At 66.0% G+C, this 25670-nt stretch carries 30 protein-coding genes; 14 read left to right on the forward strand and 16 right to left on the reverse strand.

The features are described from left to right. Positions 1-129 precede the first annotated feature (129 nt). A complete protein-coding gene (locus tag QFZ57_RS09425) occupies positions 130-648 on the forward strand; it encodes a GNAT family N-acetyltransferase (protein ID WP_306899754.1) in 519 nt (172 codons plus the stop codon). A 3-nt stretch (positions 649-651) separates the two neighbouring features. Here QFZ57_RS09425 and map read toward each other — a convergent pair whose 3' ends face one another. Next, on the reverse strand, positions 652-1425 hold the full coding sequence (map, locus tag QFZ57_RS09430) for a type I methionyl aminopeptidase (RefSeq protein WP_306899756.1): 774 nt from the start codon (positions 1423-1425) through the stop codon (positions 652-654). Positions 1426-1573: 148 nt separating this feature from the next. Between map and QFZ57_RS09435 the strand changes: the two genes are divergently transcribed. The 5 genes from QFZ57_RS09435 to QFZ57_RS09455 are packed head-to-tail and all read left to right on the forward strand — an operon-like array spanning position 1574 to position 4984. Beyond that, the gene (locus tag QFZ57_RS09435) at positions 1574-1924 is read left to right on the forward strand and encodes an ArsR/SmtB family transcription factor (RefSeq protein ID WP_306632474.1); all 351 of its coding nucleotides are present in this window, start codon (positions 1574-1576) and stop codon (positions 1922-1924) included. Positions 1925-1977: 53 nt separating this feature from the next. Further along, positions 1978-2622, forward strand: a complete 645-nt coding sequence (locus tag QFZ57_RS09440; protein ID WP_373461302.1) for an aquaporin — start codon at positions 1978-1980, stop codon at positions 2620-2622. After that, on the forward strand, positions 2619-3029 hold the full coding sequence (locus QFZ57_RS09445; protein ID WP_306630177.1) for an arsenate reductase ArsC: 411 nt from the start codon (positions 2619-2621) through the stop codon (positions 3027-3029). The genes QFZ57_RS09440 and QFZ57_RS09445 overlap by 4 nt, the downstream gene beginning before the upstream one ends. 12 nt (positions 3030-3041) lie before the next feature. Further along, positions 3042-4409: an NAD(P)-binding domain-containing protein gene (locus tag QFZ57_RS09450; RefSeq protein WP_306899761.1), complete on the forward strand. Its 1368-nt coding sequence runs from the start codon at positions 3042-3044 to the stop codon at positions 4407-4409. 38 nt (positions 4410-4447) lie between these two features. After that, positions 4448-4984, forward strand: coding sequence for a DinB family protein (locus QFZ57_RS09455; protein WP_306899763.1), 537 nt, complete (start codon positions 4448-4450; stop codon positions 4982-4984). Between the two features lie 10 nt (positions 4985-4994). Here QFZ57_RS09455 and QFZ57_RS09460 read toward each other — a convergent pair whose 3' ends face one another. The 5 genes from QFZ57_RS09460 to QFZ57_RS09480 form a co-directional block, all read right to left on the reverse strand. After that, positions 4995-5429 (reverse strand): hypothetical protein, encoded by a 435-nt coding sequence (locus QFZ57_RS09460; protein WP_306899765.1) that lies wholly within the window; start codon positions 5427-5429, stop codon positions 4995-4997. Positions 5430-5602: 173 nt separating this feature from the next. Next, on the reverse strand, positions 5603-5755 hold the full coding sequence (locus QFZ57_RS09465) for a multicopper oxidase domain-containing protein (RefSeq protein WP_373461227.1): 153 nt from the start codon (positions 5753-5755) through the stop codon (positions 5603-5605). Between the two features lie 40 nt (positions 5756-5795). Continuing rightward, positions 5796-6626, reverse strand: coding sequence for an oxidoreductase (locus tag QFZ57_RS09470; protein WP_306899768.1), 831 nt, complete (start codon positions 6624-6626; stop codon positions 5796-5798). Between the two features lie 44 nt (positions 6627-6670). Beyond that, on the reverse strand, positions 6671-7699 hold the full coding sequence (locus QFZ57_RS09475; protein WP_306899770.1) for an aldo/keto reductase: 1029 nt from the start codon (positions 7697-7699) through the stop codon (positions 6671-6673). 29 nt (positions 7700-7728) lie between these two features. Continuing rightward, a complete protein-coding gene (locus QFZ57_RS09480) occupies positions 7729-8610 on the reverse strand; it encodes an aldo/keto reductase (protein WP_306899772.1) in 882 nt (293 codons plus the stop codon). Positions 8611-8703: 93 nt separating this feature from the next. Between QFZ57_RS09480 and QFZ57_RS09485 the strand changes: the two genes are divergently transcribed. Next, positions 8704-9585: a helix-turn-helix transcriptional regulator gene (locus QFZ57_RS09485; RefSeq protein WP_306899774.1), complete on the forward strand. Its 882-nt coding sequence runs from the start codon at positions 8704-8706 to the stop codon at positions 9583-9585. A 104-nt stretch (positions 9586-9689) separates the two neighbouring features. On the opposite strand, the gene QFZ57_RS09490 is transcribed toward QFZ57_RS09485, so the two are convergent. The 5 genes from QFZ57_RS09490 to QFZ57_RS09510 all read right to left on the reverse strand — a co-directional run bounded on the left by QFZ57_RS09490 (position 9690) and on the right by QFZ57_RS09510 (position 13810). Continuing rightward, a complete protein-coding gene (locus QFZ57_RS09490; RefSeq protein ID WP_306899776.1) occupies positions 9690-10133 on the reverse strand; it encodes a hypothetical protein in 444 nt (147 codons plus the stop codon). 366 nt (positions 10134-10499) lie between these two features. Continuing rightward, positions 10500-11081 carry a hypothetical protein gene (locus QFZ57_RS09495; RefSeq protein WP_306630187.1) on the reverse strand — a complete coding sequence of 194 codons (582 nt, stop codon included), beginning with the start codon at positions 11079-11081 and terminating at the stop codon, positions 10500-10502. Positions 11082-11426: 345 nt separating this feature from the next. After that, positions 11427-12401, reverse strand: coding sequence for a hypothetical protein (locus QFZ57_RS09500; protein WP_306630188.1), 975 nt, complete (start codon positions 12399-12401; stop codon positions 11427-11429). 201 nt (positions 12402-12602) lie between these two features. After that, on the reverse strand, positions 12603-12983 hold the full coding sequence (locus tag QFZ57_RS09505; RefSeq protein ID WP_306630189.1) for a DUF7793 family protein: 381 nt from the start codon (positions 12981-12983) through the stop codon (positions 12603-12605). Between the two features lie 434 nt (positions 12984-13417). Continuing rightward, the gene (locus QFZ57_RS09510; RefSeq protein WP_306630190.1) at positions 13418-13810 is read right to left on the reverse strand and encodes a hypothetical protein; all 393 of its coding nucleotides are present in this window, start codon (positions 13808-13810) and stop codon (positions 13418-13420) included. Between the two features lie 118 nt (positions 13811-13928). Here QFZ57_RS09510 and QFZ57_RS09515 point away from each other — a divergent pair, with 118 nt between their 5' ends. Beyond that, the gene (locus QFZ57_RS09515) at positions 13929-14906 is read left to right on the forward strand and encodes an MIP/aquaporin family protein (protein WP_306899781.1); all 978 of its coding nucleotides are present in this window, start codon (positions 13929-13931) and stop codon (positions 14904-14906) included. Positions 14907-15152: 246 nt separating this feature from the next. Here the strand turns inward: QFZ57_RS09515 and QFZ57_RS09520 are convergent, their stop codons facing one another. Next, a complete protein-coding gene (locus QFZ57_RS09520; RefSeq protein WP_306899783.1) occupies positions 15153-16121 on the reverse strand; it encodes a hypothetical protein in 969 nt (322 codons plus the stop codon). Positions 16122-16580: 459 nt separating this feature from the next. On the opposite strand from QFZ57_RS09520, the gene QFZ57_RS09525 reads away from it, so the two are divergent. After that, on the forward strand, positions 16581-17498 hold the full coding sequence (locus QFZ57_RS09525; protein ID WP_306899785.1) for an alpha/beta fold hydrolase: 918 nt from the start codon (positions 16581-16583) through the stop codon (positions 17496-17498). Positions 17499-17556: 58 nt separating this feature from the next. Here QFZ57_RS09525 and QFZ57_RS09530 read toward each other — a convergent pair whose 3' ends face one another. From QFZ57_RS09530 to QFZ57_RS09545, 4 genes are read right to left on the reverse strand one after another with little or no spacing between them, the layout of a single operon-like run. Continuing rightward, a complete protein-coding gene (locus tag QFZ57_RS09530) occupies positions 17557-19263 on the reverse strand; it encodes a choice-of-anchor G family protein (RefSeq protein ID WP_306899787.1) in 1707 nt (568 codons plus the stop codon). Beyond that, complete coding sequence (locus QFZ57_RS09535) at positions 19260-19958, reverse strand: hypothetical protein (protein WP_306899789.1); 699 nt, start codon at positions 19956-19958, stop codon at positions 19260-19262. Before QFZ57_RS09535 ends, QFZ57_RS09530 begins: the two co-directional genes overlap by 4 nt. Then, on the reverse strand, positions 19958-20515 hold the full coding sequence (locus QFZ57_RS09540) for a signal peptidase I (RefSeq protein WP_306899791.1): 558 nt from the start codon (positions 20513-20515) through the stop codon (positions 19958-19960). Before QFZ57_RS09540 ends, QFZ57_RS09535 begins: the two co-directional genes overlap by 1 nt. Beyond that, positions 20502-21191: a SipW-dependent-type signal peptide-containing protein gene (locus QFZ57_RS09545; RefSeq protein ID WP_306899793.1), complete on the reverse strand. Its 690-nt coding sequence runs from the start codon at positions 21189-21191 to the stop codon at positions 20502-20504. The genes QFZ57_RS09540 and QFZ57_RS09545 overlap by 14 nt, the downstream gene beginning before the upstream one ends. Positions 21192-21646: 455 nt before the next feature. Here QFZ57_RS09545 and paaA point away from each other — a divergent pair, with 455 nt between their 5' ends. The 5 genes from paaA to paaE are packed head-to-tail and all read left to right on the forward strand — an operon-like array spanning position 21647 to position 25666. Beyond that, on the forward strand, positions 21647-22651 hold the full coding sequence (gene paaA / locus QFZ57_RS09550) for a 1,2-phenylacetyl-CoA epoxidase subunit PaaA (protein ID WP_306630198.1): 1005 nt from the start codon (positions 21647-21649) through the stop codon (positions 22649-22651). After that, positions 22648-23061, forward strand: a complete 414-nt coding sequence (paaB, locus tag QFZ57_RS09555; protein ID WP_306630199.1) for a 1,2-phenylacetyl-CoA epoxidase subunit PaaB — start codon at positions 22648-22650, stop codon at positions 23059-23061. The genes paaA and paaB overlap by 4 nt, the downstream gene beginning before the upstream one ends. Continuing rightward, the gene (gene paaC / locus QFZ57_RS09560) at positions 23058-23900 is read left to right on the forward strand and encodes a 1,2-phenylacetyl-CoA epoxidase subunit PaaC (RefSeq protein WP_306899795.1); all 843 of its coding nucleotides are present in this window, start codon (positions 23058-23060) and stop codon (positions 23898-23900) included. The genes paaB and paaC overlap by 4 nt, the downstream gene beginning before the upstream one ends. 5 nt (positions 23901-23905) lie before the next feature. Continuing rightward, entirely contained in the window at positions 23906-24430 is a 525-nt protein-coding gene (paaD, locus tag QFZ57_RS09565; RefSeq protein WP_306899797.1) for a 1,2-phenylacetyl-CoA epoxidase subunit PaaD, read from the forward strand. A 9-nt stretch (positions 24431-24439) separates the two neighbouring features. Next, positions 24440-25666, forward strand: coding sequence for a 1,2-phenylacetyl-CoA epoxidase subunit PaaE (gene paaE, locus QFZ57_RS09570; protein ID WP_306899800.1), 1227 nt, complete (start codon positions 24440-24442; stop codon positions 25664-25666). Positions 25667-25670 lie beyond the last annotated feature (4 nt).

Below are 25670 nucleotides of genomic sequence, written 5' to 3' on the forward strand. Positions count from 1 at the left end.
TGCCTATGTCTCCATCAAAAGGCCCTAGCTGCGAACCGGGGGCTTCCGGGGTGTTTTTTGACGGACTTTTTACACCCCCTCCGGCCTCGGCTGGGCCTGGCGGCCGGCCGCCGCACAATAATGGGACCCATGGACAGCCCCGTAACCATCCGCCCCATGTGTCCCGACGACTGGGACGCCGTCCACGCGATTTATGCCGCCGGCATCGCCACGGGCGAGGCGACCTTCGAGAGCGAGCCGCCCACCTGGGAAGTGTTCGACGGCGGCCGCTTGCCTGAGCACCGCCTCATCGCCGAAGATGCGGGCCGGGTTTTGGGCTGGGCGGCCGTGACGCGTGTTTCCTCCCGGGAGGTATACCGGGGCGTCGTCGAGCACTCCATCTATGTTGCGCCGGAAACCCACGGCCGGGGCGTGGGCCGGCTCCTCCTGAACGCCCTGATCGACTCCACGGAGGCAGCAGGGATCTGGACCATCCAGTCCAGCATTTTCCCGGAAAACACGGCCAGCCTCGTCCTGCACCAGCGCCTCGGCTTCCGGGTGGTGGGAACCAGGGAACGGATTGCCCGGATGAGCCACGGACCCAAGGCCGGGCACTGGCAGGACACGCTGCTGCTGGAACGCCGCAGCCAAGTGGCCGGGACGGAATAACGCTTACCGCGAGGGCAGGGTCAGGATTTCGGCGCCGTCCTCGGTGATGGCGATGGTGTGCTCCGTGTGGGCCGTCCGGCAGCCGGTGGCGCTCCGAAGCGTCCACCCGTCGTCGTCCGTCACCAGCTCCGCCGTGTCCGCCATAACCCACGGCTCCAGCGCCAGCAGCAGGCCGGGCCGCAGCTTGAAGCCGCGGCCGGGCCGGCCGGTGTTGGGCACGTGCGGGTCCTGGTGCATGGTGGAGCCGATGCCGTGGCCGCCGAACTGTGTGTTGACGGGGTACCCCGCGTCAATGAGGACCCGGCCGATGGCATACGAGATGTCACCGATCTTGGCCGAAGGCCCCGCCGCGGCTATTCCTGCAGCAAGCGCCCGCTCGGTGGTCTCGATCATCGCCACGCTCTCCGCCGGCCGGGATTCCCCAACAATGAAGCTGATGGCGGCATCCGCGGCAATCCCGTTCTTGACGACGGCGAGGTCCAGGGTAAGCAGGTCGCCGTCGGCCAGCGCGTAGTCATGGGGCAGTCCGTGCAGCACGGCATCGTTGACGCCCGTGCAGATGTAGTGGCCAAACGGGCCCCGGCCGAACGACGGCGCGTAGTCCACGTAGCAGGACTCGGCCCCGGCCCCGGTGATCATCTCCTTGGTCCACTGGTCGATGTCCAGCAGGTTGGTACCCACGGCGGCGCGGCTCTTCATCGACTGCAGGATGTCGGCCACCAGGGCACCCGTTTCGCGGGCGCGCTCCACCTCAGCGGGATTAAGGATCTCGATCATGGGGCGCCCTTCATCTGTGGCAGACAACTACAGGGGCCATCATATTGGCCGCGCACCATGGGGCAGCAAGGGGCGGACTGCGCCAGCTGGATTCCGGGCTGTTGCCAAGGACATAGATGAGTGTAAATATTTATGTGTGTCTATGTCTATGTCTTTGGAGTTGACCCCCGTCCAGGCGGCGGCGTGCTGCGCGCCGTTGGCCCGGGAGCCTTTGTCGGAGCCGGAAGCGGAAGGGATTGCCCCGCTGCTGAAGGCGCTGGCCGATCCGGTCCGGCTGCGGCTGATGTCCATGGTCGCCTCGCATGAAGGCGGCGAAGCCTGCGTCTGCGACCTGAACGACGCCTTCGAGTTGTCCCAGCCCACCATCAGCCACCACCTGAAGATCCTGCATGAGGTGGGATTGCTGGACCGGGAGAAGCGCGGCGTCTGGGTCTACTACCGTGCCCGCACCGAAGCCCTGCAGAACCTGGCCGCCCTGATCGGCGGGCAGGCCAAGTGAACGTGCTGTCCCGGCAGGTGGCAGCTGAGTTTGTTGGCACCGCGTTCCTGGTGATGGCGGTGGTCGGCTCGGGCGTGATGGCGTCGCGGCTTTCCCCGGACGACGCCGGGCTGCAGCTTTTGCAGAACAGCCTCGCCACGGGTGCCGCGCTGGTGGTGTTGATTCTCGCGCTGCAGCCGGTGTCGGCGTCGTTCAATCCAGTGGTGACCCTGGTGGAACGGGCGATGGGCATCATCGATACCCGGACAGCCGCCGGACTGATTGTCGGGCAGGTCCTGGGCGGCCTGGCCGGGACTGTGGCGGCAAACCTGATGTTTGGACTGGATGCGGTGGCGTTTTCGACGCACCAGCGCACCGGGCCCGCGCTCTGGCTGGGCGAGGTTATCGCCACGGCAGGGCTGCTGCTGGTCATCTTCGGCACCATCCGTTCGGGCCGTGCTGACCGGGTGGCGTTCGCCGTCGGCGGGTACATCACCGCCGCCTACTGGTTCACCAGCTCCACCAGCTTCGCCAACCCGGCGGTGACCATCGCCCGTACCCTCACGGACACCTTTGCCGGCATCGCACCGCCGTCGGCCCCGGCCTTTATCCTCGCGCAGCTGCTGGGCGGTGCCGCCGCGTACGTCCTGGTCCGCTTCCTCTACCCCTCCCTCGCCGCTGTTTCCGCTCCGGCGGCTGACCGAAAGGTGCTCTCATGAGCCACAAGCCCTCCGTCCTGTTCGTCTGCGTCCACAACGCCGGCCGCTCCCAGATGGCGGCCGCCTTCCTGACTACCCTCTCCCGGGGTGCCATCGAGGTCCGCTCCGCCGGATCCCAGCCCGCTGAGAAGGTCAACCCCGCCGCCGTCGAGGCCATGGCCGAGGTGGGCATCGACATGTCCGCGGAGATCCCCAAGATCCTGACCACCGAGGCCGTGCAGGACTCGGACGTGGTGATCACCATGGGCTGCGGCGACGAATGCCCCTACTTCCCGGGCAAACGCTATGAAGACTGGGTCCTGGAGGATCCCGCCGGCAAGGGCGTGGACTCGGTCCGGCCCATTCGCGACGAGATCAAGACCCGCGTCGAAGCCCTGATCGCCTCACTTATTCCGGCGCAGATCTGAAACGAGGACAACATGGCAGCACCCGAATCCCTCCCCGTGGCCGTCATTGGTGCCGGGCCCGTCGGCCTGGCCGCGGCCGCGCACCTGCTCGAACGCGGCCTGGAGCCCCTTGTCCTGGAAGCCGGGACCACGGTGGGCTCCGCCATCCGCGAGTGGGGGCACGTCCGCGTGTTTTCCACCTGGAAGTACAACCTTGACGCCGCTTCCGTACGGCTGCTGGAACGGACCGGCTGGGAGGCGCCCCGGCCCACCGCACTGCCCTTCGGCGCCCAGATCGTGTCCGACTATCTGGAGCCGCTGGCCGCAACACCGGAACTCAAGGACCGGATCAGGACGGGGGCCCGGGTTGTCGCAGTTACCCGGCAGGGCATGGACAAGGGCAGCAGCCAGGGCCGGGACAGTGCCCCGTTCCTCCTGCGCATAGAGCACGACGGCGGCAAGGTCACCGAGCTGCTTGCCCGCGCCGTGATCGATACCTCCGGAACCTGGACCACGCCGTCGCCGCTGGGAGCCTCCGGGCTGCCTGTCCCGGGTGAGGCCGAGGCCCGTGCCGCGGGACTGGTCACCGGACCGCTGCCGGACGTGTCCGCCGGCGGCTTCGCGGGCCGCCGGACCCTGGTCATTGGTTCGGGCCACTCCGCCGCCAATATGGTCCTGGACCTGGCCCGCCTGGCCCGCGCCAACCCGGGAACCGAAGTCCTTTGGGCCATCCGCGCCGCCACCCCGGCCCGCGCCTACGGTGGCGGGGATGCGGACCAGCTGCCCGCGCGCGGCCAGCTCGGTGCCAGGCTCCGCACCGCCGTCGACACCGGGGCTGTCCAGCTCCTTACGAACTTCCACACCAGCAGCATCGACGTGCAGGGCGACGCCGTCACCGTGCACACGGCGGACGGCCGCAGCGTGACCGTGGAGAGGATCATCCCGGCCACCGGGTTCCGCCCGGACCTGGCCATGCTCTCGGAGCTGCGGCTGGACCTTGATCCGGCCGTCGACGCCCCCAAGGCCTTGGGCCCGCTGATCGACCCCGACTTCCACAGCTGCGGCACCGTCCCGGCGCACGGTGCCAGGATCCTGGCCCAGCCGGAGAAGGACTTCTATCTTGCCGGTATGAAATCCTACGGCCGGGCGCCCACCTTCCTCATGGCCACCGGCTACGAACAGGTCCGCTCCATCGCCGCAGCCCTCGCCGGAGACACCGCAGCCGCGGACGCCGTCGAACTTGAACTTCCGGAAACCGGCGTCTGCTCCACCAGCATCCCGGACGACGCTGAGGGCGCGGCTGAAGAAGCCTGCTGTGGAACGCCCGCACCGGTACCGGTGACCATCGGGTTCGCCACCGGACTGCAGCACGGCCGCGCCGACGAAACGGCCAACCTATGATGTGAACACCTGGTGATGCCCATGGACGGGAGGCTCCAATGACGGTACTGGACAGTGATCCCGTGAAGGTGGACCTGCTGTGGATCGCGGCCGACTTCCGGGACATCGTGGTGGGCGCCTGCGGCGACGAGCTGGACCTGCCGTCGATCGGAACGCGGTGGACAAACCGGCAGCTGCTCTTCCACATGGTCCTGGGTCAGAACATCACACTCTCGGGCATACCCCTGATGGGGCTGTTCTCGCACCTTCCGCCGTCGGCATCCCGGCACTGGAGCCGCCTCCTGGACTCCGGGGCACGTCCCTACAACTGGGTGAACTGGGCCGGGAGCGCCGCCGGCGGACAGGTCTTGAAGCCGGCCGGCACGCTGCGGATGATGGACCGGACCACACGGCTCATCGTCAACTGGTATAGCCACGCGGACAGCAGGGCACTCAGCCGTGGCATGACGATGCCCACGCGCTGGGACCCGTACTTCCTGCCGTGGATGAGCCGCCGGGACATCCTGGAGTGGGCGCCCAAACACTACCGGCACCATCGGGCACAGCTCAGCCTGACCACGCTGCCGTCCCCTTAGTTGGCCTGGTTCACGGGGCGGACGGGTCCCCCCAGTTGATACCGATGGAACGCCCCCGGGCGAAATGGGCGTTCGCGATGTCATTCACTTCCCGGAGGCTCTTCCCCGGGTAGGCCAGCCGGATCCACTCGTAGTCCCACTCCTGCATGTCCCGTACACGGCCGGCCTGCTTATGGGCGCGCATCTGGGCTGCGAGATCGTCGGCGCTGGCGACCGGGCGGCGCGGGGGCATGACGGGTTGCGGCTTGGGCGGGGGCACCCTGGCCGGACGTGCCGGGGCATTCGCGGAGCGGACGAGTCCCACAGTAATTGCAACCACGCCTAGGGCAATAAGCAGGACCCACCAGTATTGAACGATGAGGGCAATGACGATGAGGGCCAGGAAGGGGGCACATCCGATAGTGCCGCCACCTTTGCTACGTGAGCGACGTCGTTTTGCGGCCATGTTGAGGTATCCAACTCTGCTGGATGGAGTTTGTCGTCACCGGTGGTTCCTCTTGCGAAGTGATGGAACGTTAGGAATTCACTCTCGCACCGGGACTGCGTCATGTCATGAGTATTTACTACTCGATTTTGGGGCTGAGCCGTCCCCTGGCTCAGTGCCGCACGGCGCCGCGCTCAGCGCACTTCGATGACGCCCATCATGCCGAGGTCCTCGTGGTCCAGGATGTGGCAGTGGTATGCGGAGCGCCCGCGACGCGCATGCTCATTTGTGACGCGCACCTTCCCCGGCGCTACGCGGATATGAGTAGCGAGGTGGAATTTCGGCATCGAAAATGAACGTGCGCGTCGCGGCGGCCCAAGCCAAGTGTCAGTCAGTGATGTCGGTGCTGGTGCTCAGCTCCTGCCACTGGTCCAGCTCGGCCCGCTGCGCCTCGGCCACCTTGCCGAAGGCACCGAAGGCGTCCGAGCCCAGGAGCAGGAGGGCCGGCGGGTTGGGGGATTCGACGACGGCGATGATCGCCCGGGCGGCCTTGTCCGGGTCGCCGGGCTGGTTGCCGTGCGCGGTGTCGTGTTCCTTGCGGCGCTTGCCGGCCGTGTCCGCGTAGTCTCCGATCGGCGTCGCGGACTGCGTGAGCGAGCGGCCCGCAAAGTCCGTCCGGAAGCCGCCGGGTTCGATGGCGGTGACGTTGATTCCCAGCGGCTCGAGCTCGTTGCGGAGTGACCCGGACATGCCTTCCAGCGCCGCCTTGGTGGCCGCGTAGTAGCCCGAGCCGGCCGGGGTGATCCGCGCGCCGATGGAGGAGATGTTCAGGATGGACCCCGCCTTGTTGGCCCGCATGCCCGGCAGCACTGCCTTGATCATGTCCACCGCGCCGAAAAAGTTCGTGTCGAACAACCGCCGGATGTCGCCGTCGTCCGCTTCCTCCACGGCGGCGCGGTACCCGTAGCCGGCGTTGTTCACCAGCACGTCGATGTTGCCGAACTTGTCCTCCGCCGCCTTGACCGCCGCGCTGATCTGCGCCTTGTCGGTCACGTCCAGGGGAAGGGCCAGTGCGGTGTCCGGGAAGCCGACCGTGATGTCCTGGAGCGTTTCCACGTTCCGGGCGGTAACGACGGCGTTGTGCCCGGATGCGAGCACGGCCTCCGCGAGTGCCCGGCCAAGTCCGGTGGAGCAGCCTGTGATGAGCCACGTTGCCATGGGTTTTCCTTTCATAGGGGTTGAATATCAGATGCGGCCGGCACCTAAGCTGCGTGCCGCCGTCGTGCTTGTGCGGTCAGTTCGTGGGCGCCGTAGCTGTTGTCGTCCGGGTTGACGGTGACGCCGGGGGCCACGAGCTGGTCGATGCGGTCCAGTACCTCGGGTGCCAGCTTGGTGGATGCGGCCGGGAGGTAGGACTCGAGCTGCTCCATGGTGCGCGGGCCCACGATGGCCGAGGTGACGCCGGGATGGTTGATCACGAACGCGATGGCCAGTTCGATGAGGGTGACGGCGGACCATTCGGCCACCTGGGCGAGCTCCTCCACGATGTCCAGCTTGCGCTGGTTGGCGGGTTTGCTCATGTCGAACCGGGCACCGGGCCGGGCACTCGAGGTGGGCCTGGACGCCGAGTCCTTCCGCCACCGGCCGGAGAGCCAGCCACCGGCGAGGGGACTGTAGGTGAGGGTGCCCATCCCGTGCCGCTGCACCGTGGGAAGGACGTCCTCTTCGATGCCGCGGGTCAGGATCGAGTAGGGCGGCTGCTCGGTGAGGAACCGCTCCAGGTTCCGCTCCCGGGACGCCCACTGTGCTTCGACGATCTGCGATCCGGAATAGGACGAGGAGCCGATGTAGCGCACCTTGCCCTGGCGGACCAGGTCGGTGAGGGCGCCCAGGGTCTCCTCCACATCGGTGTCGGGGCTGGGCCGGTGGACCTGGTAGAGGTCGATGTGGTCGGTTTTCAGGCGGCGGAGCGAGTCCTCCACCGCGCGCAAGATCCAGCGCCGGGAGCCGCCGCGCTGGTTGGGGTCGTCCTCGTTCATGGGCATGAAGAACTTGGTGGCCAGGAAGACGTCGTCGCGCCGTCCTGCAAGTGCCTCACCCACGATCTCCTCCGAGGCCCCGCCGGAGTAGACGTCCGCGGTGTCGATGAAGTTGATGCCGGCGTCCAGGGCGCGGTGGATGATGCGGGTGGCGTCGGGGCGGTCATCGTTGCCCCACGGGCCGAACATCATCGCGCCAAGGCAGAGGGGGCTGACCTGCACCCCGGTGCGGCCAAGCGGGCGGTATTCCATGCTGGTTCCTTCTCTTTCGGAGGCGGTTTCTAGGCTTCGGGGATGACCATGGCAAACCGCTCGGGGCGGGCAACATCCGGGTCCGGGCCGCTGCGGACGCCGGTATCCAGGGCGTCGATGGATGCGAGCTCGGCGTCGGACAGCTCGAAACCAAAGACGTCGAAGTTCTCCGCGATCCGTGCCGGGTTGGTTGACTTGGGGATGGCGGAGCGGCCCTGCTGCAGGTGCCAGCGCAGCATCACCTGCGCGGGGGTCTTGGCATGGGCCTGCGCGACGGCGGCAATCGCCGGGTCGCGCATGACGTTCTTCCGGTTCTCGCCCCAGCCCGGGTAGAACGTGATGCCGCCGATCGGCGACCACGCCTGGGTGAGGATGCCGTGCTTGGCGTCCACGGCCTGGACGTCCCGCTGGGCGAAGTAGGGATGCAGTTCGATCTGGTTGACGGCGGGGACAACGTCCGTTTCCTCGAGTAGTTGCGTCAGGTGGTGCGGCAGAAAGTTGCTGACGCCGATGGCCCGCACCCGTCCGTCAGCCAGCAGGGTTTCCAGGGCCTTGTATGCGGCGATGGTCTTTTCGGACCGGTCCGGGGCGGGCTGGTGCAGGATGAGCAGGTCCAGCTGCTCCACGCCCAGCTTGCTTACTGCCTTGTCCCACGCGTGCAGCGCCTCGTCGTAGCCGTAGTCGCTGACCCAGACCTTGGTCTCGATGAACACGTCGGAACGGTCCAGCCCGGAACGCCGGATGCCTTCGCCCACCTCCCGCTCATTGCCGTAGGCGGCGGCGGTGTCGATGTGCCGGTAGCCCACTTCGAGCGCTGTCTGGACGGCCGCCGTCGTCTCTTCCGGGGGACTTTGGAAGACGCCCAGGCCGAGTGCGGGCATTGCGACGCCGTTGTTGAGTTTGAGTTCCATAACCATGCCTTTCACGGTATTGGGATGCGGAGGTTTGTGGGAGGGCTTGCCAGTCCCTCCTTCGCTGGGTGCGGCGCCGGTAGCGTGGGTGCCATGACCAACAGCGACGACGTGCGGAAGTTCCTGACCTCCCGCCGGGCCAGGCTTACGCCCGAGGACGCCGGGCTGCCCGCGTACGGCGGCAACCGGCGCGTCACCGGCCTGCGCCGGGAGGAGGTGGCCATGCTGGCCGGGATGAGCATCGATTACTACATCCGGCTGGAGCGGGGGAACCTGTCCGGGGCGTCGGACAGCGTCCTGGAGGCGCTCGCCCGCGCTTTGCAGTTGGACGACGCCGAGACAGCCCACCTTTTCGACCTGGCCCGCGCGTCCACGGCTGCTCCGCGGGTCCGGCGGAAGCGGAGCCCGCAGACGGTCCGGCCCAGCGTGCAGCGCGTCATCGATGCGATCACCGCGGCGCCGGCCTGGGTCCGCAACGACCGCGGCGATGTCCTGGCCGCCAATGAGCTGGGCCGGGCCCTGTACCTGGAGATGATGGCGGAAGGCGGCGCCCCTCCCAACAGCGCACGGTTCACGTTCCTGAGCCCGAAGGCGCGGGAGTTCTTCGCCGACTGGGAGCGGGCGGCGGACGATATCGTCGCCGTGCTTCGCTCCACTGCAGGGAAGAACCCGTGTGACAAGGACCTGTCGGACCTCATCGGGGAGCTATCGACGCGCAGCGAGGAGTTCCGCATCCGCTGGGCCCGGCACGACGTGAAGTACCACCGCGCCGGCCGCAAACGGCTCCACCACTCGATCGTGGGGGACCTGGACCTGACCTACGAGGCGCTGGAGCTCCCCGCGGATCCCGGGCTGCGGATCAACATTTACACGGCCGAGCCGGGCACGCCGTCAGAGGACGCGCTGAAGGTCCTGGCCAGCTGGGCGGCCACGCAGCGCAGCGTGACCCAGGCCGCCCCTCAGGAGACCGGCTGAGCCGACCGGATCCCGGCCGCTAACGGCGGGCCCGGTGGCGGCTACCGGCCGGCGCGGCCTGTTGGCGCGCCCAGGCGGGTTTGCCCAGGCGGGCGCGCTCGCTTCTACATCCGGCCGGAGGCCAGGTCTGGATCGGTATCAATACCTGTGCGGCCGCTTTCCCGGGAGTCTGGCGCTAGCTCTTCTTTGGACGCCTGCATGGAGCGCCATACCGCAGCCCCTGCTGCCAGCGCCACAACCGCACCGATCCACCACAACATCCTGGACGCCGCCCGCGGAGCCGGAACAGGTGCCACGGGCTGGCCGGAGGCACGCCTCAACCGTTCCTGCACCCGGGGAGTATAGGTCTCCACACCCCCGGCAAGTTCATCCGCCAAGCGGCGCAGGAGCGTCTGGAGGCGAGGGGAGGCGGTCTCAATGCCGGTATCCAGTCCAGCCACCGCTTTCTGGAGCGCAGCCTGTACCCCAGGGGTGGCCCATTCCTTTCCCTTGGCCAACTGATTCAGCAGGTTTTCGGAAAGACGGTGGACGTGTTCGGTCTCAGTCATTGGTTCTGCTGTACGCATGGATGTCTCCTCTGTACGGATGGGTGACCACAGCGTACGGCCTGCAGAAACGCGAAGACAGGGTCTTTGGGACTACGTAGGCTGTACCGATGCCGTCACAGGACGCACTGAAGGTCCTGGCCAGCCGGACGGCCACGCAGCGGACTGCCTCCGGGGCGCCTGCCCGGGAGGCTACCCGAGCCACGGCCCGCGCTGCGCAGATTTGTTTTCGAGGCGCAGATTCCCTGGCGCTACGTACATATGGGCGCGTAAGGGAATGTGCGCGTCACAGGCGCTTTCGCGCGTCGCTCACTGCAGATGCGCGTACGACGACGGCCCCCAGGAATGGGTGGTTTAGATGCCTTTGCCTCACGACTGCGCGTTTATGAAGCCAATGATGATCGCAGTCCACCAACACAGCTGTGAGACCACCAGGCAGGACACCAAATGCACGCGCTGGCCAGAGGTCAGGTCCCTGAACGAGGCCTTGGCAGGCAGCCGCGCGAGCCGCCGCATGAGGGGGATCAGCATGATTCCGTTCAGGCTGAGCACAAGGACCGCCGCGAGCTTCACCTCGGTCATGGGGTTGTCCAGGTGCGGGCTCAGGAACACGCCGGTGGCCAGCATGCCGAAGAGGCCGCCCCAGATCAGGGGTGTTGCTGCACCGTCGAGTCGAATGATCTCACGGAGGGTGCGCCGTCCGATCAGCCACAGGAAGCCGTGCCAGTCGACCAGAATGATCGCGCCGAAAGCCACAACCAGGAATAGGTCATGCACGACGAGATCGATGTCGTGGACATAGCCGTCAACGAACACCGCGGCGGATAGCAGCACAGACAACAGCCATGCCACGACGGCTCCGGCGGAAAGGGCAGCAACCAGGCGCCGGGTGGACCGCTCTGATTCACGGTGCAGCCGGATGGTGCGCCTGCTGACAGGGACGTAGCTCATGACATGCCTCTGCGAGACCTGTAACCGATGGCCGTCCCAGCCAGGCCCGGGTAGCTCCAACATAGCGCCGCCGGTGGCCGTCAACAAGGAAAAATTGAGCCGCTGATGCCCTAAGAGCTTGGTACTACCCCGGCGTTGCCGTCCTTGTGATGGCGCCCTCGATTCACCGCCTGCTGACGGGCGGGGCAGTGGTACGACACCATCTTCGTCATCGTCGGCACAGTGTTGATCACCTTCAACGCAGCACGGTTGGTCCGTGTCCGGCGCCGCGCTACGCAGGTTCCCGTCCGACGCGCAGATTCCTGAGCGCCACGCAGATATCCGCCGCGCCGGGGAGCACGCGCGTCACAGGTGGTTTTGCGCGTCGAGAACGGCAGAACGGGTACGACGGCGGGCCACACCTGCCGCTGCCAGCTTCCGTTCCAGCGTCCCGGCGGCCGCAAGCTCCACCCAGTCCCAACGCACCACGTGGTTACCCAAAGCGCGGATCCGGTTTTCGCGGTTCTTTTCCTCCACAACGGTTTGGGATGCGGTGCGGCCCTTGAGGAGCTCGGCCTTAACGTATTTCTCCTCGCCGTCGAATTCGCCAACAACCCTTGACCCCTTCCAATAGAAGTCCGTGTAACCCACCAACCCCGCGGTATCGGAAAAGCGGTGCTGGAGGATCGGGGGCTCGAAGCCGGCCGCATGGATCCGTGCCCGGCTCCAGGACTCCCCGGCCGAACCGGAAGCGGGATCAGCAAACGCAAGCGCCGCCCGGATTCTCTGCGCCGCAGCAGCCGAGTAGATGGAACCGATCCCCGCCTCAAGCTCGGCCTTGGTCAGGGCAGGCAGCCCCCGGTCAAGGTCCGGCCTAAGCACATGGTCCAGCGGCACGACGGCCTCGGTAAAGGGACTGAATGCCGCCAAGTCCAGGACGGTTCGGATGCGGTCGGTGACCAGGAGGCCCTCCAGCCGGACCACCTTCAAATCCGCCCGTGCAGCGAAGTGGCGCCTGACTCCGGCACGCGACCGGCCGCCGTCGTTCTTCAATGTGAGCGCCTGGACCGGGTGATAAAGGCCGATGAAGGGGATTCCCCACACACTGGCCGATGACTGGCGGGCGAAAATCGTGGGTTTTTCGAACGTTTCCGCGGCTGCCTGGACGCGGAGGCGGTACTGCTCCCAGGGTTTGAGGGCCCTCCACGTCGGTCCGTCGGTGTAGACGCCGTGCCGGACGCGGACCAAGGCGCCGGACCGAATGCGCTTGGTGAGGTCGTTGGGGTTGAGGCCGTGCAGGTGACGGTCGCGGGACAACAGCAGCGGCGGAAATTCGGTCATGAAACCCACGTTGCCTGGTGCGGGCCCGTGTCCAAAGGGGCGTGGGCCGCTATGTGGAGAACCCTTGGCGACGCGACAAGTCTTTCTCGACCCGCAAAATCCCCTGCGCGCCCGAATATGGCCTGCGCAAAGGAACTTCCATATCGAAACCCAACATGCGCGTCGCGGCGCGGGATACGGGCGCGGGGGCGTGCCGGGCGGCTACGGCAGCGGCGGCTCTTCCATCAGCCAGCTCATGGCCTCGTCCACCGAGGTGAAGAAACGTGTGGGGTGCACCGGGGTATGCCTCCCTGTGTAGAAGGCGGCCAGGGTCTGGTCAACGGGGGAGGTGCCCACCACTGCTGCGCGTGTTAGAGGCCAGGGGCCGGCCAGAGCTTTCAGGGCCCTTTGATCGATCCACGCCAGGCCCGTCATTTCCACCAGCAGCGGGAGGGTACGGCCGGCGCTGAGGACCTTGGCACGGCTCATGAGCGCCTTGGCGTCCCTTTCCGTGACCACATCACCGTGCGACCACTTCAGGTGCAGCACTGCCCCCGAGAGCTCGAGAGTCCCGGTGACGTCTTCATTCCCCTGGTCTTTCATGCCTTCTACTGTGCTGCAATTCCAGGGGACACATCAAGAAAGGCAGCTGGAACGCCCGACGGCGGCCCGCACCAAAAGGGGTGGGCCGCCGGTCATTCACGCGGGGGTTAGGCGGTGGTCAGGACCGTCTTCAGCCAGCCTTCCTCGCGCCGGTCGAAGTTCAGGTAGGCGTCCACCACGTCGCTGATCGGCTCGCACGCGACGACCCTCCAGCTGCTCGAAGGGTGCCGGCGACGCGCAGATTCCTTTCCGCGGCGCAGGCTCCCTTGCGCGTGCCAGACGTGGGCCGCGCAGGGGAGCTTCCGTGTCGAGAATGCATGTGCGCGTCGAAAGTGCCGGGGCCGGTGCGCAGGGAAGAACGTACGACGGCGGCGCCTCACCTTGGTAGGCGCCGCCGCCGGTGGTGCCGCTGTGGCAGGGGTTCGCGCGCTGAGTCAATGCTCTGTATGGGTGTCGGGTTCGCTGCGTGGTTTCCGTGTGGGATCCACAGTGCCACTCTTCCCGTAGTCACCCGCCGGGTACCGGCCGGTCTCCGATGCGGCCGTCCTGCCTTTGGTGGCTCCGGCCTCGCCGTAGTCCGCCTTGATGTAGCGCCCGGATCCCAGTGTCTTGTCGCCCAGGGGTTCGGGCAGGCCGCCTTCACTGCCTGCCACGCCATAGTCCCCTCCGATGTACTGGCCCTCCTCGTCTTCGGTGTGTCGGCCGCGCTGCGAACCGGCCCTGCCAAAGTTGCCTTCGACGTAGCGCCCGCGCAGGTCGGGCTCCTCGGGGGTTTCTTCGGGCCCGCTGGCATTCGGTGTTTTTTCGATACTGCCGTTGTCATTCATGATCTTGCCTTCAACTGTTGCCTAGGGACACTTTCGGCGTAGCATAAAAGTATCCGGGTTGTCAATCCATCCGGATGAACCCATGCAACAAGCAAAAATCGCAAAGAAGGTACGTGCGATGAGCGATGTAACTCCACTGAGGAATGCCGTCCGCAATGGCAGCGGACTCAAGCGGCTGGGTGGGACCTGGGGTGAGCTTCTTGCGGAATTTCTCGGCACGTTTGTGCTGATCTCTTTCGGCGACGGGGTTGTGGCCATGGCCGTCGCCGCCTTGCCGGGTTCCGGCCGGGCCGCCACATCAACCACGATCTTCATGGCCGCGGGTGACTGGCTGCTCATCGCCTGGGGGTGGGCCCTGGCGGTGACGCTGGCGGTCTACGTTGCCGGTGGTGTCAGCGGCGCCCACATCAACCCGGCCGTGACCGTGGCCTTCGCCGTCCGGCGGAAATTCCCCTGGCGGAAAGTGGGCCCCTATATCGCAGCCCAGGTGGTGGGGGCATTCGCCGGGGCCGCGATGGTGTACCTGCTGTACCACGACGCCATCGACGCCTACAACAAAGCCGTCGGCACCGGCCGCGCGGACCCGAATGGACTGGCCAGCTACTCCATTTTCGCCACCTTCCCGGCGCCCTACTTCAACGGAAACCCGACGGGTCCGTTGGTTGACCAGATTGTGGGCACGGCCTTCTTGGTCATGTTCGTGGTGGCCATCATTGACATGCGCAACACGGCCGTGCAGGCGAATCTGGGCCCGTTCATGATCGGGCTTGCCGTCGCCGCCATCGGCATGTCCGTTGGCGCGAATGCCGGCTACGCCATCAACCCCGCCCGCGACTTCGGGCCGCGGCTCTTCGCATGGCTCGCCGGATGGGGTGAGACGGCGCTGCCGGGCACTGTGGACGGGGCCTTCAGTTGGTACTTCTGGATTCCCATCGTCGGCCCGGTGGTTGGCGGCGTGATCGGTGTGCTGGTTTACGACTGGTTTATCGGCGATGTCCTGGACGCCAAAGCACGGATGCTGGAATCCACACCTCCGGGCCGTGCCGGTGGAGAAACACCTCCTGCGACTGCCCCAGAGAAGACGGCCCAAGCATAGGCGGCAACCGCGGCTGTAGCGGCGGAAAGCACGACGGCGGCAGGCTGGCCCCCGTAGGCGGCATAAGTCCCAGCGCTGGCCGGCGGAGCCTCCTGGCGGGAGGTGCCGGCGACGCGCAAATACCTTTCCGCGGCGCAGGCTCCTTTGCGCGCGCCAGATTCGGGCCGCGCAGGGGAGCGTCGGCGTCGAAAATGCATTTGCGCGTCAGAGGTCGGCAAGAGCGTCGAAGGGCGGCGCGCCCGGTGCTCAGTTGGCCACGGTAAAGGGAATCACGGTGACCCCGGAGTTGGTCGAGCCCAGCTTGTCGTCACGGCATGACGTTCGGAGGTGCAGCTTGTGGACGCCGTTGGCCAGGGTGCTGGTGTCGATCGCGACGGGGGCGGACCCAAAGGGCTCGGGACCGAACGGGCCTGCGGCGTCCCAAAGCACCCTTCCGGGGTTGGCCGGAACGGCGTGGAAGTCCGGGTCGATCGAGATAAATGAGTGGGTCGCCGGGCGCGATCCGCCGGAGTGGGTGGTCAGGCCCACGGCGGGAGTCCAGATCCCTGATACCGGACCGTCTGGAAGGGGAAGGCTCCGGAGCGAGGCCTCGCAGTACAGGGCGTGGGTGTACCAACCCTTGCCCCGCAGGAACGCATTCCTTGAGATGTCGGACGCGGACTTGCCGTTTTGGATGTTGACCTGCCAGTTGAAGCTGGGCTGCATTTCGTTGCCGTGCGGCTCCAGGACGAACCCGCGAAAACGGACATCCTGCAGGCCTGAATGGTTGAATGCAGAAATCGGATGCGAGAACGTCAGCCAGCGCTCGCAGGTTCCAATGCACGTAAAGTCGCCCGTGCCTGCGCCGGAGGGGCCGGGGCAGCCGAAGTTTGGTGCCGTGGCCCGCAGGTAACACTTCTGGACCGTGGTTTCCGTGTCGGAGGTTTTGAATACCATCGCCACGTAGTTGGCCGTGCCCGGGTTGTCGTGGAGGATCACCCGCACATTAACAGTGAGGTTGCCCGAACTGATCGTTTCGTGTTCGGGAATGCATGCCCCCAAGTGAGCATGACCGGTATTGGTGATGGAGTTGTTGGCCTGATCAGTGTCCGGCATCCACCAGGCCTGGGTATCCACGAACTGCCGGGTCTCCCCGTATATGGTGCTGTCGGCGGCAGGAGCACCCATGCAGGGTCCGGCCGCGGCCCGGGCGGCACTGGAATTCAGTGCGGGCATCACAGCGCAGGTTAGTACAACAGCAATTACCAGTGCCAGGAACCGTCTCATGACCATCCATCTTCCAAGTCGCCATCAGCATGCCCGGCATGGTGGCGGCCGGGTTCATGGAGGCCACGGCAGCTTCCGGATTCCGCCGGAGGGGCCGGTGTCTCGATTCGGGAAAAGTGCGCGCCTGCGTTGCGCCTGTCGCCGGCGTCGAAACGCCGAACCGTGGGATGTTTCGCTGTATTTGGGCCAAGTGGAGCGTGGTCAGTATAGGCCGGGGAGAAGCGGCAAAACCAGAGTCGCCGGGGGTCTTACGACGGCGCCACGCACCTTTCGCAGGAAGTGATGGCGCGTTGTCGGAAAAGGGCGGGAGGTGGGGCTATTCCCCGCGCGGTTTCGCGCCGTTCCCCGCGCGGTTTCGCGCCGTTCCCCGCGCGGTTTCGCGCCGTCGGCAGGGATTAGGGTGTCGGTATGGAGTGCCGGATCAACGAAGTCCTGGTCCATTACGTCGAGCATGGCGCCGGCGTGCCGCTCGTTGCGTTACACGGCGCCGGCGTTGATCACCGCGAGATCGAGGCGGCGATTGAGGCCATCCTTCCGGACACGCGATACCGGCGGATCTATCCGGATCTGCCGGGAATGGGCCGGTCGACAGCCGACGGCCTTACCTGCAACAACGATGTGGTGACGCTGCTCGGCGAATTCATCGATCACCTGGACGCAGGACCGGTGATGCTGGCAGGGCACTCTTACGGCGCCTACCTGGCTCGTGGAGTGGCCGCACGGCGGCCGGACACCGTGCTCGGTCTGGCGTTGGTGTGCCCCGTCGCGGAGCGGTCCGGAAGCGTGCCTGCCCACGGCATGGTTCACGAGGACGCCGACGCGTTCGACGAACTCGAACCTGCACAGCGGGCGGGGTTCGAGGACTACTTTGTCGTGCGCACACGGGCGACGGCCCGCCGGTACCGCGACCGCGTTGTGCCGGGTGCGGCGCTTTTCGACGAGGCTGCGCTGGGGCGCATCTTCGCGGGGTGGACGGTCGACGTCGGGCCCACCGTGTTCCCTGCGCCCACCTTGATCGTGGCGGGACGGAGCGATTCGGTAGCCGGGTACGCCGACGCGGCCGGATTGCTCGAGCGCTACCCGCACGCCACCCTGGCTGTGATCGACGACGCCGGCCATGCGCTTATGCACGAGCGGCCCGAACTGCTCGCCGCGCTGTTGGCCGACTGGCTCGATCGCGCGCGACCAGAAGGAAGACGAGTGACCGATCCTGCTGCAAGTCATCAGGGCGTGACTGACGAGGGGAAAACTTCGCAGGCCTTTCCTGACGAGGTCCAGGACGTGGGCATAGTTTTGTTCGACGACGGCCCTGATCATGTGGCTTAGCGATTTGGACGCCTCAGCGAAACGTTTACGGCACACTCGAGGGAGCGTTTTGCAGGTATCAGGGTTGTTTTGGATCGGTGTAGGCGATCGAGGAGGTGGCGAGCGAGAGGTCTAGGGTGTTCAGTGGATCGATTGATATTCGTATTGCCGTCACACTGAGCGGGGTGGACTTTGCTGTGCCGTGGTAGCCGGGCTGGTCAGGTTGGACGTTGACCGTGATCGAAATCAGGGCGTTGACCTGTCCGAGGGCTTTGGCTAGGGCCGGTCCTACCGGGCTGGTCTGTTCTTGGACAGCGGTGTTGAGGGTTCCCACGACTCCCAGGATGAGTCCATTGTGCAGTGCCTTGCCGGTGATGGCGGGCAGGGCGGCGGCCAGCCCCGAGGCCAGTGTGTTTAGGGCAGTCGTTGGTGGGTTTAGGCCGAGCAGTTTCAGTGATGTGGTCACCCGGGCAGCGGGTGTCCCGGATATCCCGTAGTGCAGGTCCAGCAGTTGACCGATGGTTACTGGTTCAAGGCCAAGGCTTATCTCGCCAACGGGAATGCCTAGTGTTCGGACGGTCACGGTTGCTGTGACACTGGCCGGGGTAGCGCGGATAGCCTGCTGCACTGCTGCGGTGACCTTGGCCCGCCAGGTATCCAGGACTTGGGTCAGCGCGCCGGACAGTTGGTTGGTGATGTCCTGAGTCAGGGCAATTTCGGTGTTCGGGGCCCTGCCGTTGAGGCTGTTGATCCCGCCCTCGGCCTTAGCGAGGTTGATGTGGGCAACGCCGGAGCCGAAGTTGATCTTGATGAGACCTTTAGCGTCGGTCATGGTGCTGGTGAGCAGGGCCCTCGCGGCTGTCAGATCGAGTTTTGACAGGTCAAGTTTCACTTCGGCTTTGACGTCGGCTGGGGTTACGGAGTTGAGGTCGCCAAGGAGCGGAGTGGCTGCGGTAATGAGGTCCTGCGCGACGGCTGCGGACAGCCCCGGTGTGGCGGCCAGCAGGTGGGCGTTCACACCCTGGAGGAGCGTGTCTGTTCCAGCCACTGCCGCGTCCAATGTCGGCATGTCAACGTTGAGATTTAGGGCTGACGCCTGGTAGGAGCGGTTTACGAGCGGCTGTGGCAGTGGGCCCTGCCAGCCGTTGCCGAGGTCACCACAATAGGTCAGCTCGGCGATACTCGACACGGCACCCACGTCGAGGCTTAGGCCGGCCAGTGCCGTGGGTACAACTGCCCCCAAGTTGAGCGTTGCCATGGCTGGGGGATCGGTGGGGTTCTGGGACTGTCCAACTCCCAAGGCGCCGCCGCTATCCGTGATCAATCCGCTGGCAGCGGTGGCGTTGCCGTTATTCACCGTTTGGCCCCATTGACTGTAGACGTCGGCGGATCCGACCGGCAGCCCGAGCGGGAGTGAGAGCAGAAGGAGGTCGGTGTTGATGGCGCTGGCATCCAACGGTGCCATGAACGTGTCTCGAGTAATGCGTAGGGCATTGGCGCTGGCGGTGCTGGTACCGGCGCCGTCATTGGTGACGCTGAGCCCTTTGAGTGCGGCCACCGAGTCCAGGTTCGAGTTCAGCAGCGTGCCGGAGAGCTGCCGGGCGGCGGCCGTCGTGGTTGTTCCGCTGTCCTGCTCACAACGGCCGTCCGTTCCAACGTTGGCGTGAACATACTCGTTGTCGGTCCAGGCCGCGTTTGTCAGAGTTGTGCCGGTAACGGCTAAAGACGCGGCCAGGATTCCACCGATCAGCAGGCGGCGTCTTAGTTGTCCCGCTGCCGCTCTCACGTTTTGCCTGCCCTTCTGCCGAGAAGCACAGCGATGAGCCCGGCCCCGAGAAGGGCGGCCGCAGCGGCGAGGAGGCCTCTGTTTCCGATCCCTGTATCGGGCAGGGCGCTGTCATTCGTTGGATCCTCGCCCATGACGGTGACTCCCAGCGCGAACGTGAAGGAGTCAGCGGTTTTGCTCCCATGAGGCCGGGTCAGGGTGAAAAGTATGTGCTCGTTTGTGCCCGCGATGACATCTCCAAGAGGGACACGGGCCGTTGGCTCGTCTTCAAGAGCCACATCGGTCATGAGGGTCCTCGCGCCGGAAGCGCAGCTCAGATTGGAGTCGGGGCCGCTGTGCCCTGTCCACTGGGTCTCACAACGCTGCGCTGTGAGGACGTATCCCGTGCCCGGTTGTGTCAGCCCACCCTGCGGGATGAACTCCAGGAACCCGTTGGCAGCGGATTGACCAGTAAGATGCAGGCCGATCTGCCAGCTGAAACTGTCACCTGGATTAAGCCAGGCGATTGCAAGAGGTGATACGGATGACGTAAGGCTCAGCAGTCCCGGATGGCCGTTTTCAACAACCTCTACCATCGGTTCAAAAACATCTGGCGGGGCGGCCGCCGCCGCGGATGGCGGGCCGAGGCATAAGGCGGCCCCGGCCACGAAACTGCTGACCGTGGCCCACCGAAGGGCCAGCTTAAACGGGATCATCAGGAATCCGCCTGCATGGACGCGCGCGGACCCCGGCTCGTCCTGGGCCAGAATATCCAGGTGACAAGGGCTGCCATGGCAAGAGTGCAGACTCCCATAAGCCACGGAGTTTGCAGACGCATGACCCAGTAACCAAGGGCGGGTGCCGAGAACAACAGTCTCTTGGCGGTCGGGACGTTGTAGCGGACCGGGTCCTCTGACTCGTTCGCGTCACCTTTCATAGTGAGGAGGACCTTTTGCGGATCCGCCGGATCGGTAACGTTTGCAACAACGCGGTGAGTGACCGGCAGGGCAGATGCCTCACGTTGGACCGTGGCCACATCACCTGGCTGTAACGATGCGGCCGGGACTTCCTGTACGACGGCGATGTCACCGGGATTGATCCCCGGTGACATCGACCCGGTCCGGAAGACAACCAGACTGACGTTCAGCACGGCTCCGGCCAGGACAGCAAGCAGACACAAGCCGCCGGCCATTGCCAGGACCGTCAGACCGGCTTCCTGACCGGCCTTTACCAGCCGCGATAAGAGTGGACTCTGGTTCTTACTGACCGACACTGCTGGTGAACCGCCATACGGGCACGGTGTTCAGCCCCTGAAGGTCCACGCTGGCCGTGGACGGAAGAGTCAGTGCAAAGCACAGGTTTTCCGGATCGCCCGGGGTACTGGCGTTAGCGCCTGCAGCCAGGGGAAAAGTCGTGGGGGACACGGCGGTCAGGGGTGACCCTGCCGGCACAACCACAGAACCGCCGTTCACTGTCCCGGCCGCGCACGCAGCCTTACCTACACCCTTGAACACGCCATATGTGAGTGCGGCGTACAGGGCCGGACTGTTTTTCGTACCCTGGTCCAGGACAGACTGGATACCCTCTGCGAGGGAAACATTGAGCGCCTCGGAGCCAGCAACAGTCCGGAGCTGCATAGGCGAGTACACGGTCTTCCCCGGGACCAGTTTTCCGGGATCGACCGAGAAGGTCAGCGCACCGCCGTTGGCATCCTTTTCATCGGTCCACTTCTCGGCGCCGGAATCCCCCGCCCACGTGTTCTGCTGCATGCGGTAAACGCCGGTGCCGGGAGTGTTAGGCCCCGTGCCGTCGCCGTTCCCGGAGCCGCCGAACACCCACTCGTTATCAGTCCATGCAGCCAAAGTGGCCGCGGCGCCTACCCCCAGAACCAGGCCTCCGGCCAGAAGAGCCCTACCCTTTGTCCAACGGCTCGCTTTTACAGTTTCCACTTATCCCCCAATGAAATTTGAGACCACCACTGCGACGGCTCGCCGCAGTTGCTCGTTCCGTAAGACCATCAAACGGACTTGCTTTAAAGCTGAAAGAAAAGCTCAAGATTTCCCGAGTTTGCTGCATTATTCCGTGCCGGGGCACATAATCGCGACCGTGCCCGTTCGGGGCGGGTCAACAGATCGGTGTTGTCTGGTGCGGACCAGGACGACTTTATGCAGTGCTGGTTGGCGTTGCGGTCTCCGCCTCTGCTGGGCGGGCGACAGGTGGTCTTGCCTGAGGACGCGGGTATGGGCGCGACCAGAGGAGCTACCCCACACAGTCCTGGCGGCCTGCGGAGATGCAGGGGAGGAGGCCCGCACGCTTGACGAGGTCCGGCGCTCCCGCATATCCTGAACGAACGGTCGGTAAATAATTCGGCACGTCCCAGACGGTCTTTGCATAGGAGCAACCCATGGCAGCGCAGAACTTGCAGTCAGTGCCCGCTGAGCTAACCCCGGAAGAAGAAGCCGCAGGCCAGGCCCACTTCGACCGGATCATCGCCGAGGACTCCCGCATCGAGCCCCGCGACTGGATGCCGGCGGCCTACCGCAAGACCCTCCTGCGCCAGGTCTCCCAGCACGCACACTCCGAGATCATCGGCATGCAGCCCGAGGCCAACTGGATCTCCCGCGCCCCCAGCCTGAAGCGCAAAGCCATCCTCATGGCCAAGGTCCAGGACGAGGCCGGCCACGGGCTCTACCTCTACTCAGCCGCCGAAACCCTGGGGCAGTCCAGGGACAAGATGATGGACGACCTCATCGCCGGCAAGGCCCGCTACTCCAGCATCTTCAACTACCCGGCGCTCACCTGGGCGGACATGGGCGCCATCGGCTGGCTGGTGGACGGCGCAGCCATCTGCAACCAGGTCCCGCTGTGCCGCGCCTCCTACGGCCCCTACGGCCGGGCCATGGTGCGCATCTGCAAGGAAGAGTCCTTCCACCAGCGCCAGGGCTTCGAGATCCTCCTTGAACTTTCCAACGGCACCCCCGAGCAGAAGCAGATGGCGCAGGACGCCGTGAACCGCTGGTACGCCCCGGCCCTGATGATGTTCGGCCCGCCGGATGACGATTCGCCCAACTCCAAGCAGTCCATGGCCTGGAACATCAAGCGGTTCAGCAATGACGAGCTCCGCAGCCGCTTCGTGGGCATGATGGTGGAGCAGGTCCGGGTCCTGGGCCTCACCCTCCCGGATGACCAGGTCCGCTTCAACGAGGACACCAAGAAGTGGGAGCACGGCCCGCTGGACTGGCACGAGTTCCAGGAAGTCCTGGCCGGCCGCGGTCCCTGCAACGCCCAGCGCCTTGAGCGGCGGAGGGAAGCGCACGACGACGGCGCCTGGGTCCGCGAGGCAGCCGCCGCCTATGCGGCAAAACAGCAGGCAAAAGAGTCAATGAAGACGAAGGAATACGCAGCATGAGCCCGCACGGCAACCCGGACGCCCCCGTAAGCGCCGCCACCGAGATCAACCGCGAAGCCCCCAAGGCCAGCCCCAAAGTAGAGGCAAGCCCGGTACCGGAGCAGACAGCCACGCCGGAGCACCACGACCGCGGCGCCTGGGGCCTCTGGGAGGTCTTCGTCCGCTCCAGCCGCGGCCTGAGCCACGTCCACGCCGGATCCCTGCACGCCCCGGACGCCGCCATGGCCCTCCGCAACGCGCGCGACCTCTACACCCGCCGCAACGAGGGCGTCTCCATCTGGGTGGTCCCGGCTGAGGCCATCGCCGCCAGCGACCCCGACTCCAAGGGCTCCTTCTTCGAGTCCCCGCAGGGCAAGGACTACCGGCACGCCACGTACTACACCAAGAGCGAAGGGGTGAAGCACCTGTGAGCGAAGCCAACGCCAGCGCCACAAGAATCACCCCCGGCAACGCCCTCCGCCCGGAGGACATCGCCCTCGAGGTCCGCACAGGCCTGGTGAAACCCTCCGAGGATATCGCCGAGTACGCACTCCGCCTGGGCGACGACGCCCTCATCCTCGCCCAGCGCCTGGGCCACTGGATCTCCCGCGCACCGGAGCTGGAGGAGGACATCGCCTTGGGCAACATCGCCCTGGACCAGCTGGGCCACGCCCGCAGCTTCCTCACCTACGCCGGCGCCGCCTGGGACAAGTCCGAGGATGACCTGGCCTACTTCCGCCGCGAACACGAGTTCCGCAGCGTGCAGCTGTTCGAGCAGCCCAACGGCGACTTCGCGGCCACCATCGCCCGCCAGTTCGTGGTGAGCTACTACCAGTACCAGCTCTACCGCCGTCTCACCGAATCCACTGATGAAACCCTGGCCGCCATCGCCGCCAAGGCCGTGAAGGAAGTGGATTACCACCGGGACCACAGTGCCCAGTGGGTCCTGCGCCTGGCCGGCGGCACGGAGGAGTCCCGCACCCGGATGATCCACGGCCTGCGGACCATGTGGCCGTACGTCAACGAACTGTTCCAGGACGATGACCTGACGCAGCGCCTCGCTGAGGCGGGCGCCGCCGTCGCGCCTTCCAGCCTGAAGGAAGACTTTGACCGGCTGACCGGTGAAATCCTGACCGAGGCTGAGCTGGAGGTCCCGGACGTGCCGGCAGCGCCGGGCGGCGGCCGGTACGGCAAGCACTCGGAACACCTGGGCTACATCCTCGCGGAGATGCAGGTGCTGGCGCGCGAGCATCCCGGCGCCAGCTGGTGACGGCCATGTACATTTCAGACTTCGAGACCCGGACCCGGACTCCGCAGCACAAGGCGTGGGACATCGCGGCCACGGTCTGCGATCCGGAGATCCCCGTGCTCACCATCGCTGACCTGGGGATTCTGCGGAAGGTCGACGTCGGCCCGGACAACAAAGTCTCGGTCACCATCACGCCCACGTACTCGGGCTGCCCGGCCATGGACGCCATCCGCGACGACCTGTACACGGCCTTCAAGAAGGAAGGCTACGACGACGTCCAGGTGGACCTGGTCCTGGCCCCGGCGTGGACCACGGACTGGATGACGGAGGCCGGCAAGCAGAAGCTGCAGCAGTACGGCATCGCCCCGCCCAGCGGAAACAGTAAGGCCGGCGGCCACTCAGGCCCCATCCGGCTGAGCCTGGCCGTGAAGTGCCCGCAGTGCTCCAGCCTCAACACCAAGGAACTCACCCGCTTCGGTTCCACGTCCTGCAAGGCGCTGTATGTGTGCCAGGACTGCAAGGAACCGTTCGACTACTTCAAAGTCCTGTAAGGAACCCCCATGCCTGTTGTCCGCCAGACCGCCGCCGAAGAGGCTGAGGTGACCGGCCGCCGTCGTCCGTCCTTCCACACCCTTGAGGTGCAGGAGGTGCGCCGGCTCACCGAGGACGCCATCGAGGTCAGCTTCCATGTGCCGGCGGAGCTCGCCGGCAAGTTCGACTACCTGCCCGGCCAGTACGTGGCCCTGCGCACCACGCTGCCGGATGAGGACGGCGAGCCCAAGGAAATCCGCCGCAGCTACTCCATCTGCGCTGAGCCGCGCAGCTTCCCGGACGGCACCAGCGAGATCCGCGTGGCCATCAAGAAGGACCTGGGCGGCCTGTTCTCCACGTGGGCCAACGCCGAGCTGAAGGCGGGGGACACCCTGGACGTGATGAGCCCCATGGGCGCGTTCGTGTCCAAGCACGGCCGGGACGGCGTGGCGGTGGACCAGAACGTCATGAACTCGATGAACCACCCGGAGGAGCTGGCCGGGGAGGCAGGGAGCTTCGTGGCCATCGCGGCGGGCTCCGGCATCACCCCGGTGATCGCCATCGCCCGGACGCTGCTGGCCGCCAACCCGGAGACCCGGTTCGACCTGATCTACGCCAACAAGGCCGCCATGGACGTGATGTTCCTGGAGGAGCTGGCGGACCTGAAGGACAAGTACCCGCAGCGGCTGGCCATCCACCACGTGCTCTCCCGCGAGCAGCGGATCGCGCCGCTGCTGTCCGGCCGGATCGATTCCGAGAAGCTGCGGCAGCTGCTGGGCACCGCCCTGCACGCGGACGATGTGGACGAGTGGTTCCTGTGCGGGCCGTTCGAGCTGGTGCAGCTGTGCCGGGACACGCTGGCCGAGCGCGGGGTGAAGCCGGAGAACGTCCGGTTCGAGCTGTTCACGTCCGGCAAGCCCGACCGCCCGGAGGGCAACGCCGGCCGTCCCGTGGTGGTGGACGAGTCCAAGGAGACGTACAAGATCACGTTCAAGCTGGACGGCCTGCAGGGCGAGGTGGCCAGCCCCACCCACGCCCGCGAGTCCATCCTCAACGCGGCGCTGCGGGTGCGCCCGGACGTGCCGTTCGCGTGCGCCGGGGGAGTGTGCGGCACCTGCCGGGCCAAGGTGGTCACCGGCAGCGTGACCATGGACGAGAACTACGCGCTGGAGCAGGATGAGCTGGACAGGGGCTACGTCCTCACCTGCCAGAGCCACCCCACCAGCAAGGAAGTCACGGTCGACTTCGACGTCTAAGTCA

It is taken from the genome of Arthrobacter sp. B1I2 (genome assembly GCF_030816485.1).
In the GTDB taxonomy this organism is placed as follows: Bacteria; Actinomycetota; Actinomycetes; order Actinomycetales; family Micrococcaceae; genus Arthrobacter.

Excerpts from the sequence above, each read along its gene's own strand:
- QFZ57_RS09450 (WP_306899761.1), top strand. The coding sequence starts at position 3,042 with ATGGCAGCACCCGAATCCCTCCCCGTGGCCGTCATTGGTGCCGGGCCC.
- QFZ57_RS09515 (WP_306899781.1), top strand. The coding sequence starts at position 13,929 with ATGAGCGATGTAACTCCACTGAGGAATGCCGTCCGCAATGGCAGCGGA.
- paaB (WP_306630199.1), top strand. The coding sequence starts at position 22,648 with ATGAGCCCGCACGGCAACCCGGACGCCCCCGTAAGCGCCGCCACCGAG.
- paaA (WP_306630198.1), top strand. The coding sequence starts at position 21,647 with ATGGCAGCGCAGAACTTGCAGTCAGTGCCCGCTGAGCTAACCCCGGAA.
- QFZ57_RS09490 (WP_306899776.1), bottom strand. The coding sequence starts at position 10,133 with ATGACTGAGACCGAACACGTCCACCGTCTTTCCGAAAACCTGCTGAAT.
- QFZ57_RS09460 (WP_306899765.1), bottom strand. The coding sequence starts at position 5,429 with ATGGCCGCAAAACGACGTCGCTCACGTAGCAAAGGTGGCGGCACTATC.
- QFZ57_RS09440 (WP_373461302.1), top strand. The coding sequence starts at position 1,978 with ATGGCGGTGGTCGGCTCGGGCGTGATGGCGTCGCGGCTTTCCCCGGAC.
- QFZ57_RS09425 (WP_306899754.1), top strand. The coding sequence starts at position 130 with ATGGACAGCCCCGTAACCATCCGCCCCATGTGTCCCGACGACTGGGAC.
- paaE (WP_306899800.1), top strand. The coding sequence starts at position 24,440 with ATGCCTGTTGTCCGCCAGACCGCCGCCGAAGAGGCTGAGGTGACCGGC.
- QFZ57_RS09480 (WP_306899772.1), bottom strand. The coding sequence starts at position 8,610 with ATGGAACTCAAACTCAACAACGGCGTCGCAATGCCCGCACTCGGCCTG.
- map (WP_306899756.1), bottom strand. The coding sequence starts at position 1,425 with ATGATCGAGATCCTTAATCCCGCTGAGGTGGAGCGCGCCCGCGAAACG.
- QFZ57_RS09510 (WP_306630190.1), bottom strand. The coding sequence starts at position 13,810 with ATGAATGACAACGGCAGTATCGAAAAAACACCGAATGCCAGCGGGCCC.
- paaD (WP_306899797.1), top strand. The coding sequence starts at position 23,906 with ATGTACATTTCAGACTTCGAGACCCGGACCCGGACTCCGCAGCACAAG.
- QFZ57_RS09470 (WP_306899768.1), bottom strand. The coding sequence starts at position 6,626 with ATGGCAACGTGGCTCATCACAGGCTGCTCCACCGGACTTGGCCGGGCA.
- QFZ57_RS09465 (WP_373461227.1), bottom strand. The coding sequence starts at position 5,755 with ATGCCGAAATTCCACCTCGCTACTCATATCCGCGTAGCGCCGGGGAAG.
- QFZ57_RS09485 (WP_306899774.1), top strand. The coding sequence starts at position 8,704 with ATGACCAACAGCGACGACGTGCGGAAGTTCCTGACCTCCCGCCGGGCC.
- QFZ57_RS09475 (WP_306899770.1), bottom strand. The coding sequence starts at position 7,699 with ATGGAATACCGCCCGCTTGGCCGCACCGGGGTGCAGGTCAGCCCCCTC.
- QFZ57_RS09520 (WP_306899783.1), bottom strand. The coding sequence starts at position 16,121 with ATGCCCGCACTGAATTCCAGTGCCGCCCGGGCCGCGGCCGGACCCTGC.
- QFZ57_RS09500 (WP_306630188.1), bottom strand. The coding sequence starts at position 12,401 with ATGACCGAATTTCCGCCGCTGCTGTTGTCCCGCGACCGTCACCTGCAC.
- QFZ57_RS09445 (WP_306630177.1), top strand. The coding sequence starts at position 2,619 with ATGAGCCACAAGCCCTCCGTCCTGTTCGTCTGCGTCCACAACGCCGGC.
- QFZ57_RS09435 (WP_306632474.1), top strand. The coding sequence starts at position 1,574 with ATGTCTTTGGAGTTGACCCCCGTCCAGGCGGCGGCGTGCTGCGCGCCG.
- QFZ57_RS09525 (WP_306899785.1), top strand. The coding sequence starts at position 16,581 with ATGGAGTGCCGGATCAACGAAGTCCTGGTCCATTACGTCGAGCATGGC.
- QFZ57_RS09535 (WP_306899789.1), bottom strand. The coding sequence starts at position 19,958 with ATGATCCCGTTTAAGCTGGCCCTTCGGTGGGCCACGGTCAGCAGTTTC.
- QFZ57_RS09495 (WP_306630187.1), bottom strand. The coding sequence starts at position 11,081 with ATGAGCTACGTCCCTGTCAGCAGGCGCACCATCCGGCTGCACCGTGAA.
- QFZ57_RS09505 (WP_306630189.1), bottom strand. The coding sequence starts at position 12,983 with ATGAAAGACCAGGGGAATGAAGACGTCACCGGGACTCTCGAGCTCTCG.
- QFZ57_RS09455 (WP_306899763.1), top strand. The coding sequence starts at position 4,448 with ATGACGGTACTGGACAGTGATCCCGTGAAGGTGGACCTGCTGTGGATC.